This window comes from Algoriphagus sp. Y33 (assembly GCF_014838715.1).
In the GTDB taxonomy this organism is placed as follows: domain Bacteria; phylum Bacteroidota; class Bacteroidia; order Cytophagales; family Cyclobacteriaceae; genus Algoriphagus.
Genome location: NZ_CP061947.1, coordinates 182,736 through 197,153 on the forward strand (window position 1 = coordinate 182,736; position 14,418 = coordinate 197,153).

At 41.0% G+C, this 14,418-nt stretch carries 15 protein-coding genes; 3 read left to right on the forward strand and 12 right to left on the reverse strand.

Annotation, left to right across the window (positions count from 1 at the left end):
• Position 1 precedes the first annotated feature (1 nt).
• The 4 genes from ID165_RS00755 to ID165_RS00770 form a co-directional block, all read right to left on the reverse strand.
• Positions 2-826, reverse strand: a complete 825-nt coding sequence (locus tag ID165_RS00755; protein WP_192348509.1) for a mechanosensitive ion channel domain-containing protein — start codon at positions 824-826, stop codon at positions 2-4.
• Positions 819-1,037, reverse strand: coding sequence for a hypothetical protein (locus tag ID165_RS00760; RefSeq protein ID WP_192348510.1), 219 nt, complete (start codon positions 1,035-1,037; stop codon positions 819-821). The genes ID165_RS00755 and ID165_RS00760 overlap by 8 nt, the downstream gene beginning before the upstream one ends.
• On the reverse strand, positions 1,034-1,630 hold the full coding sequence (locus ID165_RS00765) for an RNA polymerase sigma factor (protein ID WP_192348511.1): 597 nt from the start codon (positions 1,628-1,630) through the stop codon (positions 1,034-1,036). The genes ID165_RS00760 and ID165_RS00765 overlap by 4 nt, the downstream gene beginning before the upstream one ends.
• Before the next feature lie 268 nt (positions 1,631-1,898).
• Entirely contained in the window at positions 1,899-2,396 is a 498-nt protein-coding gene (locus ID165_RS00770; protein WP_225586923.1) for a hypothetical protein, read from the reverse strand.
• A 556-nt stretch (positions 2,397-2,952) separates the two neighbouring features.
• Here ID165_RS00770 and ID165_RS00775 point away from each other — a divergent pair.
• A complete protein-coding gene (locus ID165_RS00775) occupies positions 2,953-3,234 on the forward strand; it encodes a hypothetical protein (protein WP_192348513.1) in 282 nt (93 codons plus the stop codon).
• Between the two features lie 266 nt (positions 3,235-3,500).
• On the forward strand, positions 3,501-5,918 hold the full coding sequence (locus ID165_RS00780) for an ABC transporter permease (RefSeq protein ID WP_192348514.1): 2,418 nt from the start codon (positions 3,501-3,503) through the stop codon (positions 5,916-5,918).
• A gap of 509 nt (positions 5,919-6,427) precedes the next feature.
• Here ID165_RS00780 and ID165_RS00785 read toward each other — a convergent pair.
• The 8 genes from ID165_RS00785 to ID165_RS00815 form a co-directional block, all read right to left on the reverse strand.
• Complete coding sequence (locus ID165_RS00785; RefSeq protein ID WP_192348515.1) at positions 6,428-7,150, reverse strand: DUF4197 domain-containing protein; 723 nt, start codon at positions 7,148-7,150, stop codon at positions 6,428-6,430.
• A gap of 276 nt (positions 7,151-7,426) precedes the next feature.
• Positions 7,427-7,984: a phosphoribosylglycinamide formyltransferase gene (purN, locus tag ID165_RS00790; protein ID WP_192348516.1), complete on the reverse strand. Its 558-nt coding sequence runs from the start codon at positions 7,982-7,984 to the stop codon at positions 7,427-7,429.
• Between the two features lie 84 nt (positions 7,985-8,068).
• Complete coding sequence (locus tag ID165_RS00795; protein ID WP_192348517.1) at positions 8,069-9,265, reverse strand: ATP-binding protein; 1,197 nt, start codon at positions 9,263-9,265, stop codon at positions 8,069-8,071.
• Between the two features lie 149 nt (positions 9,266-9,414).
• Entirely contained in the window at positions 9,415-10,656 is a 1,242-nt protein-coding gene (locus tag ID165_RS00800) for a glutamate-5-semialdehyde dehydrogenase (RefSeq protein ID WP_192348518.1), read from the reverse strand.
• On the reverse strand, positions 10,649-11,731 hold the full coding sequence (gene proB / locus ID165_RS00805; protein ID WP_192348519.1) for a glutamate 5-kinase: 1,083 nt from the start codon (positions 11,729-11,731) through the stop codon (positions 10,649-10,651). Before proB ends, ID165_RS00800 begins: the two co-directional genes overlap by 8 nt.
• A gap of 315 nt (positions 11,732-12,046) precedes the next feature.
• Positions 12,047-12,316 carry a GNAT family N-acetyltransferase gene (locus tag ID165_RS26975; protein WP_225586924.1) on the reverse strand — a complete coding sequence of 90 codons (270 nt, stop codon included), beginning with the start codon at positions 12,314-12,316 and terminating at the stop codon, positions 12,047-12,049.
• Positions 12,199-12,456, reverse strand: coding sequence for a hypothetical protein (locus ID165_RS26490; RefSeq protein WP_225587182.1), 258 nt, complete (start codon positions 12,454-12,456; stop codon positions 12,199-12,201). The genes ID165_RS26975 and ID165_RS26490 overlap by 118 nt, the downstream gene beginning before the upstream one ends.
• Positions 12,457-12,590: 134 nt before the next feature.
• On the reverse strand, positions 12,591-13,463 hold the full coding sequence (locus tag ID165_RS00815) for a geranylgeranylglycerol-phosphate geranylgeranyltransferase (protein WP_192348520.1): 873 nt from the start codon (positions 13,461-13,463) through the stop codon (positions 12,591-12,593).
• Positions 13,464-14,059: 596 nt separating this feature from the next.
• Here ID165_RS00815 and ID165_RS00820 point away from each other — a divergent pair.
• A complete protein-coding gene (locus tag ID165_RS00820; RefSeq protein WP_192348521.1) occupies positions 14,060-14,413 on the forward strand; it encodes a hypothetical protein in 354 nt (117 codons plus the stop codon).
• The last annotated feature ends 5 nt before the right edge of the window (positions 14,414-14,418 follow it).

Here is a 14,418-nt window from a genome sequence, read left to right on the forward strand (position 1 = left end):
GCTAGTTTTCCAAAATGCTCACCCGGGCATCGATCAGATCTTTGATGGGGACTACAAGCTTACCTTCGTTACGCTGCAGGACAATATTGATATTGTCCATTTTTATGATTTTTCCACGGATATTGTCGAACTCAATGAGTTGCCCTATTTGGAAATTTTTCTTGAAGTAAAATCCAAAAAGTATTCTCTTGACGAGCTCGACAGAACCCAATCCTACCGCCAGCGTGATACAGAGAAGAAGGGCTCCCAGAAGGATAGACAGGTTGTTGGTGATAACGCTCGTATCTATACCGACCAACTCAATGGCGATTAGTACGATAACAAAGAGGATCAAGTAGCCGACAATCGTCGATATCAATTTGGCTCCTGTTAACCCAAAAGAATTGAATACATTGAAAATCAGGTTCTTTGCTGCTCCTGAAATAGTAAACCCTATGAAAATCAGCGAGATGGCTATCACTAGCCTTGGGAGGAAATTAAGAAGCTTCCCAAGTTCTTGTGAGAGCACAGGTAAGCCCAATATCTCAGAGCCCAATACTACAAAAATCAGCAATAAGGCTATTTTGATAAAGGCTAGAATAATGAAGGAGGGATTGATCTTGAATTTCCATGATTCAATTCCCGGAAAGTTCTTTTGAAAAAACTGATCCAGTTTAACGGATTTCAAAATTCTGGTTACCAGCCATATGCTGAATTTGTAAAATAGCCAGGCAAAAAGAAGAAATAGCATAAAGCCCACCAGGCTAGGTAAAAAGACCAACATTTGATGGAATAAATTCTCAAACACTCCATAGCTAGCTTGCATATTCTCTACTAGATCATTCATCTTCTTTGTTGTTTAAATCTTTTGTATTGTCAGGGTTTTTGGACTCCTCCTCATTACTAAATACAGTTTTGAATAATCCGGGATTTTTGACCAAGAACAGATCTGCCAGATCGATCGTGAGATTGATCAGGTTAACGTCCTTCATTACCCTGTTTTTGATAATTTCGGGCAACTGGTCGTGTTCCAGTATTTCTTTAAATGGATTTTTCACTCGCCCAAATTATTGTATTTTTCCAATACTTTCTTTTTAGCCCGATTAATCCTCATCTTGACAGCCGACTCTCCAAGTTGGAGGGATTCGGCTATTTCTTTGACTGAGAATTCATCCTGATACTTCATAAGCAGTATCAGCTTTTCATTGGGATCAATCAGATCAAGCGCAACTTTTAACTTTTCAGCTTTCAAAGCGAAAATCTCACTATCATCAATTTCCTGCTCTTCTATCTCCATCTGTTCATGGAGCGCCTGTTCTTTCTCTTGCTTTACTTTATGCTTTCTGTTGATATGGTTCAGACAGAAGTTGTAGGTGAAACTATACAGCCAGGTGGAAAATGAAGATCTTCCCTCATAGGATTTCAATTTGTAATAAAGCTTAATAAACAGGTCATGGGTCAAATCCTGGGCTTCGGCTTTCATCGGTATGAACCTTAGGCATCTGTTATAGATTTTGTCAGCATATCTGTCATATAAAATTCCATAATATGAAGACTCTCTCGTCTCTACAATCAGCCTCACAAGCGCTTCGTCAGATAAAGAAGAGACCCGCTGTAGCTCTTGTTTATCATGTTCTGGTGAGGCTTTCATTCGATACTATAATCCTTGATTGATTTTAAGACGATTTCAGGTTTACTATGTGTGTTTGACACAGATTTAAAGTAAAAGTCACATTGAGATTACATTCTTGGATGAAAGTCTGTCTTTGTAAGGACCGGCAAAGAGAATTCTGCAGAGCCAACAGCTTGGATTACATGTCTGATAGGTTTGTCTCCCGAAAGATGGTTCTCCCTTCCCAAGGAAGGAAGTCGATGATGTAACTCAAGTGCTCACTTTTTTTGGAAATAAACTCTGTAATTCAACCCTCGGTGAGTTGTTTGGCTCTATTGTCAGAAATATTGTCCCGCCATTCAATTTGTACAGTTCCGTTGTAATAGTTTATAGTGAGTCTATTCACATCCCCTTTCCAAATAAAGGTTTCGTTGGAAAAGGTCTCTGCCGGAGGGCCAAATTTTTTAATGAAATATGTAATGAAGTCTTTGACCCCACTTTCCATATTGGGGATATCGCGCTTATTATAAGTCCATCTGCATTTGTATAAGCTGCCGGACAAATAGGTTAATCTTAAATCATGTGCTTCTTTCCCATTGACAATCCTCAAAGGAAAGCCTTGATAAATCCCCTCCTGAATTCCTACGTCAAAATTTCTTTTTACACTTGCCGCTAGCCATGGATTGTTTTGATAGATTGATTCTGTACCTGTGATTAACTGAAGTTCACTTTCCAAGCTTTCAAGCGTAGATGCAAGTTCAAGTCCATTGATACTTTTTACATCATCTATTTTTTCTTGTGCCAATAGGAACGGGCTGATAAGTAGTAAAAAACAGAGAATGGTGATTTTTATTGGGTGCATCTTGTGAAGAATTATAGGTTTTTAATAATCAGTACTTCAATTTCCTAAAAAGAATCTTTGTTGGTTGCCTTAATTATTTGAAAAATTGCCCAAAATCTAGCTCTAGTGCAAATACTGCTGCAAATATGGATTTGTTTTTAAGGAAATGGCAGGAATTTGTTTGGAAGGTTAATTGAAAATATGATTTTTATGCAAAGATGATATTCTACCCAGCTTTTTACAATGCCTAAATATTTGGCACATTATTGACTTTGACCACCGGCGGACAAAATTGTTCGGTGAATTTGCTTCAATGTATTGGTTTTATGGCAAAATAGCCCAATCTGAGGGGTTTTGAATGGCATGGAAGTAGAAGAAATAATCAATAGCAAAGAATTAAGAATCAATAGACAAAGATATAATAGTACAACCCTTCGCTTGCTCATTATCAGGCAGGTAGGGTAACACCTTAGAACCAAAATACATGAATCAATAAGTACGGACACAAACATCTAAACCCATGAGTCACATCGCCATTCCTATTCCGAGCTTGCCTGGAAAACAAAATATTGATATCCAAGTCATCATCAACAATGAGGTAAAGTCACTACATTATAAAGTAGAACTGTTTTATTGGGATGATTGTCAAAACCCTATGGCCCACAGGGCTGATTGCATCTCTGAAATGCTGGCGAAGCTCGACCCTGCATGGACCGTATATTACATCGGAGCCCCTACAGATAAATTCGTGCCCATCACGTTTGTCAGTGTGGAGAGTAAGAAATGGATGCAGGTCAGGTGATAAATAGCGTAGACAGGAGTCAAAATAAAGTATCAGGTATCAAGATCTTAGAGTCAAGATGGATGGTTTTCAAGTTTGAAATTTGGATAAGTTGAGCTCACTGAAACGGACAGCAAAACCGTCTTCGGAGGATAAAACATGAAATGAAGCCTGCCTCCTAAGCATTGGCAATAGCGACTATAACCTTTCAACTTTCCTGCTTTCTCACTTCGCATCTTCCAATCCCCGGCGGATACCTAATTAAAATCTTTCAATCCCAACTAACCATGTGGCAAAACAATTTCAAAATATCCTTTAGAAACCTCAAAAAGCATAAAACACTTACTGCCATTAACGTGCTTGGAATGGCGGTTGGTCTAGCGGCATGCTTGCTGATTGGTCTGTTTGTTTTTGACGAGCTGTCGTACGATCAGCATGTCAAAGATGGGGAACGGATCTACCGTGTGGCTCTGGAAACGAAAGAATCCAGATGGGCGGGGAGTCCGGGTCCGCTGGCGGAAGGATTGAAAAACGACTTTTCTGAAGTGGAAAATGCTACCCGGATCATGAAGTTTCCCGAACTTGACCAAATGCTCTTGAAAAGCGAAAGCAATGGTGAGGTGATGCAGTTTTATGAATCAAAAGGTTATTATGTAGATTCTACCTTCTTTCAGGTGTTCGACTACGAATTTCTAACGGGGCTGCCTTCCAATGCCCTGAAAGCTCCCAATTCTGTGATTCTCTCCGCTTCGCTTGCCAAAAAGTTCTTCGGTAAAGCTGATCCCATGAACCGGCCCCTTACCATTGGCTTGCCTTTCGGTGACTTTGATTATACTATCACGGGCGTATTTGAAGATGCAGGGCTAAAATCCCATATAGATGCCAATTTTTTCCTGTCCATGGAAAACAATGACATTGGAAATGCAGTGAAAGGAATGACCAATTGGGCGACTAATAACATTTTCTATACCTATGTGAAGCTTCTTCCCGAGACTGATGTCGAGGCGTTTGAGAAGAGACTGATTCCGTTTTTTGACCGTCATGGCGCAGAGGATTTGATAGCTATGGGAAGCTTTAGCAAAAGTCTTTTCCTTCAGCCCTTGGCAGAAATTTACCTGAAATCCGGTATGGAATATGAGTTGGGGGCCACTGGAAGCAAGATGACACTGTATGTTTTTGGCTCTGTGGCCATATTTATTCTGTTGATTGCCTGCATCAATTTTATGAATTTGGCGACTGCGAGATCTGAAAAGCGGTCGAAGGAAGTTGGGATCAGGAAACTATTGGGAGCAAATAAAAGTGGGTTGGTAAGACAGTTTTTGGGTGAATCCTTGATAGTTTCCATGCTTGGACTGATAATGGCTTTTCTACTTGCTTCGCTTTTAATGCCGTATTTCAATCAATTGACCGGTAAAGATTTGGAGTTGTACCAACGGACTTTTCCTCTACTGGCGATTTTCATCCTAGCCATTGCGGCTGGTTTGGTAGCAGGAATCTACCCGGCATTTTTTCTGTCAGCTTTTGCACCAAGCACTGTACTGAAAGGGAAATTTAAAGGTAGATTGTCGGGTTTTTCACTCCGGCAAGTCTTGGTGATTTTTCAGTTTGCTATTTCGGCATGTCTGATCTTGATGGTTTTTGTGATCAAGAACCAACTGGACTTTGTCCAAAATCAGGATTTGGGATTCAGAAAAGACCAACAATTGATTCTCCCGCTCAAAAGTGAAAATGCTGTATCCAAATATGATGTGCTGAAAACCAATCTGATGCAGAATCCAAATGTAAAATCAGTGACGCTAACCTCAACTTATCCGGGAATAGAAAGCATAGAGGATATGATGTACTATGCAGATGGCAAAACTGTGGAGGATGTAGTGAACATAACCAATGCCTATGTCGGTGATGATTTCGTAGAGACACTTGGGTTTCAGATGCTGGAAGGAAGGACATTTACTAAGGAATACACCTCAGAATATCCCATGATGATTTTGAATGAATCAGCCATTAAATCTCTAGGCTATGAAGTAGCTGATGCTGTAGGAAAGAAGGTTCACTTTGAATGGAGCGGGAAGTTGAATACGCTGGAGATTGTAGGAGTGGTGAAGGATTTTAATTACCAAAGTCTTCATACGAAGATTAATCCGTACGCTTTTATTAAGGAAAATCGGGGAGGATATTTGATCGCTAATTTCGAAGGAAGTGGCACAAACGAAGTTATGGCAAGTGCAGAAACCAGTTGGAATAAACTCAATATTTCAGATCCTTTTGTCTATTCGTTTTTGGATCAGGACTTTCAGCGTAATTATGAGAAGGAAGAGCGTGTGGCGAACATTATTATAGGATCTGCCTTACTGGCGATCTTTATTGCATGCCTAGGTCTGTATGGGCTGACGGCCTTTATGACCGAGCAACGAACTAAGGAAATTGGCATTCGCAAGACGATGGGTGCGACCGATTGGAGTATTGTCGCTTTGCTTTCGAAGGATTTCGGCAAGACCGTTTTATTGGCAATTCTGATCTCTGTGCCAATAAGTTTATACCTGTCAAATGCTTGGCTGGAAAATTTTGCCTTTAAGATCGAACTGCAATGGTGGTATTTTGCAGTCACCGGCTTAGTAGCGCTGATGATAGCGATGATCACTGTGAGCTTCCAGTCGGTCCGGACGGCACTGATGAATCCGGTGGAAAGTCTGAAAAGTGAATGAGGGATAGTAAAGTAGCAAGTATCAGGTAGCAAGTATCAAGAGCCAAGAATCAAGATGCTAGATTTTCAAGACAACTTGGAAGTAGAGAAGCTGACAACAAAACTGTGTGCTGTAAGTGAGATAGTAGTTCCAATAATGAATGTCGAATTTCGAATGCTGAATATCGAATAGCTAAGGCTGAAGTCTAGAACCAAGAGTCTAGTGACTAGACCTGTGAAACTCCTCCTTGGATTGATGATTTTGTTTGTGAATAAGTAGCTGGTGCCAAGTATCAAGATCTTAGAGCCAAGAACTTAGACAACTCCCCCTTGGACTACTCTTCTTGTTTTGGAAACGGGAAACCAGATAAAGGGTGCAAGGGGGATTTATAGGACTGACTAAAACCTGTCCTGTTTACACCATCGGTTTTTGATGAATAAGTAAGTTTTTAAGGTTGCTAATAGCAAAACCTGACAGGTTTATCCGGCTTTTTACACATAAATATAGCACTAGGATTAAAGTACGATACCTTATTTATCAGCCTGCTTGGCATAGCCAAATACCTTTTGGAGCAAAGGGGAAGATCGGGAAGAGATGTCTTCACGGATTTTCAATTCTTCTTTGGCTATTTCTACAAACAGGCCGTCAATGGCTTTTCCTGTCACATAGGCTGTAAGATCGGTGTTTACTTTTTTCACAAAAGGAACTTTGTTGTATTGGGTCATTACATCCTCCCAATATTTGGTAGCATCGGTTTTCTTCAAGCTGCTATCGATTATAGGAGAAAACTTCTCCGTAAGGGCTGGAGAGGTTGTTTTGTTGAAATAAGTAGTGGCGGCATTCTCTTCACCCAATAGAACGTCTTTCACATCGGCTATACTCATTTGCTTAATTGCGTTCGTAAAGATGGGCTTTGCTTCCAGTGCTGCATCTTCGGCTGCACGGTTGAGACCGGTGATCGCCTGATCTACCATGTCACCCAAGCCCATCGAGCGCAGTGTTTTTTCCACATTTCTGGCTTCCTCGGGAAAAAGGATTTTGACATCGAGGTTTCCCAAGTATCCGTCTTTTGCGCCCAGACGATCTGCGCTGATACCTGTTGCTTTTTCCAATGCTTCTTTCAGACCGGAGTTGATCTCAGCGTTGCTGGGAAGTTTGATTGTCTGGCCTAAGGAAGCGGTAGCGATGGTGAAGGTAGCCAGAGAGACTAAGAAGAAGATAAAATAGGAGGCAATGGGGGATTTATAAATCATGGGATAGTGTTTTTAAGTGAATAGTATGGTGGGGTTCCCGCAGATAGACGGAGAAAAGCTCGCAGATGTTCGCGGATTTAGAATATTGAGAGCTTCCGTAGACCTTCCTTTGCTTGAAAGTGTATAATAAGAAATTCCGTAGATAGACGCAGAGAAGTCCGCTGATTTCCTCAGATCTAATTGGATTACATCTCTCATGTGGTCTCCCTTTAAAAGGTCTAGTTCAAAATAGTTCTGCAAGATTATAGATTTTTTTAAAGAGCACTGTACTAAGTCTTACAATAACCCATCAATTATTTCAGGGAAATGCTTGTGCTCTAAGGCATGGACTTTATCGGCGATGGATTCTGGAGTATCAGCTGAGGTAAGCGGGGTGGAAGCCTGGAAAACTATTCTTCCTTCATCGTAATTTTCATTGACCAAGTGGATAGTAATCCCTGTTTCGGTATCACCTGCAGCTTTTACCGCTTCATGCACAAAATTTCCATACATGCCTTTTCCTCCATATTTTGGCAGTAGAGCCGGGTGTATATTCACCATTTTATCGGGAAAAGCTCTGATCAAATCAACTGGGATTTTTAATAAAAAACCTGCCAGAATCACCCAATCTATATTTTCAGATTGGAGTTTCTCGAGTAAAGTACCGGCATCCATCTCCTTACGGGTGAAAGTAAACGTGGGAACGCCGAACTTCTTTGCCCGCTCCAGTACAAAAGCTTCCGCCTTGTTGGAGGCAACCAGCGCAATTTCTGCTTTTTCAGAATGCTGGAAATGAGCCATGATTTTTTCGGCATTGCTACCGCTTCCGGAGGCTAGGATTGCGAGGCGTTTCAACGGGTTATGGGATTTTGATGGAACACGAAATTAAGGCAATTCTCCCTTAGACGGAGAATTTTTGAGGGTTTTTACAATCAAATTTCAATACAGAAAACCGAATAGCCATAATGGGATTTTTTTACCAAAACCTATCTCCAGTTCATCCAGTGCCAAAAAACTATTCTCAACTCCTTTGATTTGTTCCCCATCTTTTGATTTTCCGCCAATTTCTACTGTCCAAGTCTGATCAATTAGAAAGTCTCCTTTTGTGCTTAGTTCAAGCTTATGACCGGTATTTGATAGTTGATTGGCAAAAAACGTTTCTCTAATTGTTCCGGAATTAGGTTGCGATTGCAGAGCAAAAGCAAAATTTGTGTTTTCGAAATAAATTTTATCAGGCTTTTGCAGATAGTTGATTCCCCGATTTTGTTTGTTAACCATCCGAATGAGCTTAGCGTCTTGCAAATGAGCTAGAAATGAATAGACGGTTGTTCTGCCTAACCCTAACTTTTCTGCAATTTTTGAAATATTTGGTTCGAAAGGCACTGAAACCGAGATTACACCGAGTAGCTTTTTGATTTTGGCAATATTGGATGGGGAATATTCTTTAGCGAAAGCTAGATCGCTTTCAAGTACGGTATTGATGATTTGGAAAAGCCTGCTGCTGACACTTTCAGGTGTAACTTGATTCACTATTGGGAAATATCCATCGTTGAGATAGTTCTTGAAATTTGGAATCGCATGCAATTTAGGAAGTAAAGTGGACGTTATTTCCAGATGGTTTGTGATCAATTCCTCTAGTGAAAAACTCGGTAATTCTAACGCTTGGGTTAATCTCAAATACTCTCTAAAAGAAAGTCCCTCTAGGTTTTGGGTGATTAATCTTCTACTCAAATCTGATTCCCCTCTATACAAATCCAAAGCTGAAGAACTGGTAAAAATTACTTTTAGATTTGGAAACCCATCGTAGATAAGCTTAAGTTCTCTGGACCAGTTTTTATACTTATGTACTTCGTCAATTAATAGAAGTTGGCCTGAAGCTGAATAAAACTGTGAAGCTAACTCAAAGAGAGAGTTTTGATAAAAATAGGGATGATCTGCCGTTACATACAGTTTTTGGTTAGGATTGAGCGGGGAAGAAATTAAGTATTGAAGCAGTAATGTCGTTTTTCCAACACCTCGAATTCCCTTGATTCCAAGTAATTTTTCATCGCCTTTTATTTCAGAAAATAGATACCTCTTCCAATCTAAGGAGATTTGAGTAATGAGATTTTGTTGGAATAGATAAAGCTCTTCCATTGCATTGTCTTGAACTCAAGACAATTTTGCTATTTGCCTCAGTGGATAAGTATTTCCAATTTTTCAATAACAATAGCTAACCCTTTGACCTCAGCTCAGGGGACATAGGGAATACTGATCACAGACCACTGTAAACTGGCCACTAATGACTAGCCCCTCACTTGCCCATTTCCCCTCACAATCCACTTGTAGCTGCAAAGTTCTTTCAGAGCCATTGGGCCGCGTGCGTGTAGTTTTTGGGTGCTGATACCGATTTCGGCTCCCAGTCCAAACTGGGCTCCGTCGGTGAAAGCCGTAGAGGCATTGGCGTAAACAGCTGCCGCATCCACTTCAAGAAGAAACCTGTCGATGACTTCCTGATTTTCGGCCACAATAGCCTCAGAATGCTTGGAAGAATATGCTGCGATATGATCCAGCGCTTCATCGAGATTTGCTACGGTTTTGATGGCTAATTTCAGTCCCAGAAACTCAGTCCCAAAATGTGATTCGTCAGCTAGTGAAATCAGTTCATTGCTGTCCAAAGCCGCAAAGGCCTTTTCGTCAGCAAAAATCTGAACCTTGCTTTCCAGCATAGGTTGGATGATATCATTCAAGTCCGGCAGGTGAACTTCGTGAATGACTAAGCAATCCAAAGAGTTACAAACGCTTGGCCTGCGGGTTTTGGAATTGAAGGCAATCTCTGTTGCTTTATCGAGATCAGCCGATTCATCCACATAGGTATGGACTATTCCGGCTCCGGTTTCGATGACCGGTACTTTTGCATTTTCCCTTACGAAATTGATCAGTCCCTGTGAACCCCGCGGTATAATTACATCCACAAAACCCACCGCTTCCAGAAGTGCTTTGGTAGCAGCCCGGTCTGCGGGTAAAAGCTGGAATGCGTCAGTCGGCAGCTCATTAACAGCCAATACCTGATGAATCAAACTCATGATGGCTCGATTGGAATGATCTGCATCTGATCCACCCTTCAACACTAAACCATTTCCTGATTTGAGAGCCAAGGCGAACACATCAAATGTGACATTTGGCCTAGCTTCGTAAATAATTCCTATTACTCCGAGAGGAACGGTTGTTTTCTCCAGAGAAAGTCCATTTTCTAACGTTTTGCTCTCCAAGGCATGATGCAATGGACTTGGTAATGCGCTTACCTGGATTATTTCCCCGGCGATACTGTGGATCCGCTCTTCGGTGAGAAGTAATCTGTCATACATAGGGTTGTCTGGCTCCATTCGATCCAGATCCTTTTGGTTTTCTTCCAGTAGAAAGTACTTGTTTTCCACCGCCGAAATTGCCAGATTATGCAACACCTGGTTGACTTTCTCATTGCTGAGACCGGTCAATTTTCTTGCTCCTTTTTTTACTCCATCAAATATATGTTGGTACTCAGTCATGATCGAAAATATAGAGGTAATCGTAATGGATTAATGCTTTTTGGTTCTTTTGGCCAATTCTTTCGCCGGCTATTTTGGAGGAATACTCTGCACGGCCAAGTCCGATTTTATGTCCGGACTCATCGCGGATAAGCAAGATGTCTCCTTTGGAAAACTCACCTTCCAGTTTACTGATTCCTATAGGCAATAGGCTTCTTATTACTTCGGAGGTGAGGGAAGCTTTTGCCCCCTCGTTGATTGTAACTTCTCCTACGTAATAATGTTCGCCATGAGCCAGCCATTTCTTTGCACCATGCTTGGCTTTCTGTGGCTCAAACCAGGTGCAGCGCAAGGTTTTGTCTGCAAATTCACCCAGAACATTGTCCCGCTTGCCGTTGGCAATAATCACCTGAATACCAAGATCGGCCGATTTCTTGGCCATGGCGTATTTGGTCAGCATGCCTCCGCGACCGAAAGATGATTTGGATGCTGAAATGTAGCCGGACACTTCAGGCATGCTGGAAGCTACTTTTTCTATAAGTTCGGAAGTGGGCTCAGAAGGATTTCCGGTGAAAATCCCGTCTACATTTGTCAGCAATACCATCGTATCCGCATTGATCATAGCAGCTGTGAGACTTGCCAGTTCATCGTTGTCTGTGAACATCAGCTCGGTGATCGTTACGGTGTCATTTTCATTGATAATGGGCAAAATACCCTGTGAAAGCAATGCCTGTACGCAGTTTTTCATGTTCAGAAAATGCTTTCTGTCACGGAAATCCTCTTTTGTCACCAGGATCTGGGCAACCGGTTGATTGTGATTTTCAAAAAAGTTTTGGTACTGATTGATCAGGCGGATTTGTCCCGTGGAAGCCCATATTTGTTTTTTGAATACAGGATTGAGTTTCTCGGGAAGGGGAATGGCCTGTCTACCAAAAGCCACTGCTCCGGAACTTACCAACACTATTTTCTTTCCCCGGCAAGTCAACTCCTGAATTTGAGCCACAAGTTTTTCCATCCGATTCAGATCAGGAAGTCCATTTTCCTGAGTCAATACATTCGACCCAATTTTGATTACAAGTAGTTTGCTGTCTAGCATTTTTGAAAAATTTGCTTGAAAATAGGGAAGATTTGGGACTTATGACCTTGAATTTAAGATTTACGGGCCTGTTCGGCGGATTTATCAGGAACATGAGTGCTTTTATCTTTTATGAATTTGGTTCATAAGCTCTCTTGTTTTATTACTTAATGTATATCCATTTTTCTACCAGTAATGAGACTAAAGCATTATAGGATTTGGTCAACACTAGCATTGAGGTCACTTCGGTAACCCGGCATCGGTCTTCTAGCCAGTAAAACAAGGCGAATATGGTTACTGGCATCATTGCGGATAATCATATTTATTGTTTAATGTTTAACCATGCTCATTCCCCTTGTAAATCCACATGGGTTCCGTGCCTCCTGCTTTTGTGAAACCTGCCTTTTGATAGAAACCGCTTGCTTTTCCGTCTGCTGCTAATATTTGCATATGGAAATGTCCATACTTTTCCAGCATTTTATCCATAATCATCTTTCCAATTCCTTTTCCCTGAAAATCCGGGTGAACAAGTAAATGAGGATAGTAAACGACCAAAAAACCGTCAGAAATAGCATTGCAATTCCAACAAGTCGATCCTTGTCCCATGCGGAAAATAGGGAATGGGAATTCATAAGTCCGTTATAAAGCTCACTTGGCTTGTCGGCAGAACTCCATTCATTGGCACGATATAATTCCAAAATGGCTTCAATCTTTATAGTTCTTCTATCTGATAACGTGATTTCCATATAGTATGACTTGTTATTGAAAGTGGGGTTCTACTACGCTCAGCCAGGCAATATTGTGTTGCCTTTCACGGAGTCCAAGGGCAATTTTTGGGTCAAAATAAACACCGGTGAATCACGGGATTTTTAAACATACTTTACAATAACCCCATGCTTAAGGTTCCCACTAGCATTAAGACCTTGGCAATTGTGCTCAGTTGCGTGAAATGGTCCTTGCGGTCTGCATGATATATTCTATACATAAAGTAGCTGAAAAAGATCCCAAGTCCTCCAAAATACATGAAAATTACAGGACGGTTTAATTCAAAAGTCACCACCAATATAGCGCAGACAAATACGGCTGCAATCAGGAAAATCACAGCTTTTGTTTTCCGAAATCCAATCACGATGGGCAAGGTGCGGCATCCGTGTTTTCTATCTCCCTGCCGGTCTTCTATGTCTTTTAGGATTTCCCGGATAAGATTGAGAAAGAAAGCAAATATGGCGTAGGTCAAAACCAATAGTTCTGATTTTTGGAAATAGAATGCAATCACATAGATGGATACGCCTGTGAGCAAGGCCACCGTGAAATTCCCGATAAAGGGTTCCCTTTTCAGCTGGTTGCTGTAGAACCAAAGCAAAAATGCTGCGACAAAGTTAATTAAGCCTATGCTTGGGCTAACCATAAACCCCAGTCCTACGGCAGTGAAATTCAAAACAGTATGTAGGAGGATAACTACGCGTCGCTTTATGCCTTTGCCTACCACTACATTTCCCGGGCGATTCACATAGTCGATTTTGACATCATAATAATCATTGATCATATAGCCTGCCGCAGTGATCAATAGGGTGGAAATGACTAATAGATAAAGTTTATAGTCCTGCAGTGCAGGCATACCGAAATTATTGGTTTCAACTAAAAAGTAGGCGGTCATTAGCTGTGCAAATCCAACCATCAGCAGATTGATAGGCCTGCTGATCCGAAAAAGTCCCCGGATGGAAATCATTCTGTCCACAGTCATGGTATTCATACACCAAAAATAGATTCAATTCCTGTCACATCTAGGGAAAAGGCTAGGTATCTGAAATTAAACCCTAATTATTCCATAAGGTCTGTAGTAGAAATGCAAACCACGGTCAAATGTCGTGGTTTCTACACTTATATAAATTACTTATTTTCATTTAGTTAAGTTCAATATTAGCTCTGCTTGGAGTTTCTATGGGGACGGTAAAGTAATAAGTTTTTGTCCCTCCCCGATGAAGATTCCCTGAGTCCATTCCCTCAAGGGAATATTCCCCTGTTTTTAATTGCCACATTATTGCAATTAAACATGGCTTGATTTACATTTGCAATGTTGTTGCATTATTTGTACTGACACTATTGTATGGGGAGCTATCAATTTGACAAAGAGTTAAGGCACATTTCAGACGCTAAAGGCTCTAAGCCTTACAACAGAAAAAGGGAAGTGTTTTGTTCGTCAGGACAGCTGTATTTTCTGGATAAGACAGATGATTTTCATGAAGGGAGGTTTCATATTGCAGCGGAAAAGGACGACATACTCATATTTTCATTTATTGGAATGGAGTCCAAAGAAGTGCTCATCAAGGATGCATCTTTTCTGGAGGTATGTTACAGGAAGAAGCGACGGCACCGGATGAAGTGGTAGTGATATTTAAAAAACCTGTAGTTGAAGTAGAAAGAGGGAAGGAAACCTTTAATGTGGATCAGATAGCGACAAGCAGTGGGATAACTGCTTTGGAAATTCTCAAAAAAATCCCTGGCGTCGGCGTGGATCCGAATAATGAAATCCTTTGGCGGGGAAGTACAGGAATAGATGTAATGATAGATGGAAAGAGAAGCTACTTATCGGGAAATCAATTAGCACTTTTTTGGGAAAGTATAAGTGCTCTGGACATATGCAGGTCCAAACTTTACAAATATTACCCTTTCCCTGAACTACCAATTTTAACTAATAATTAATAAAA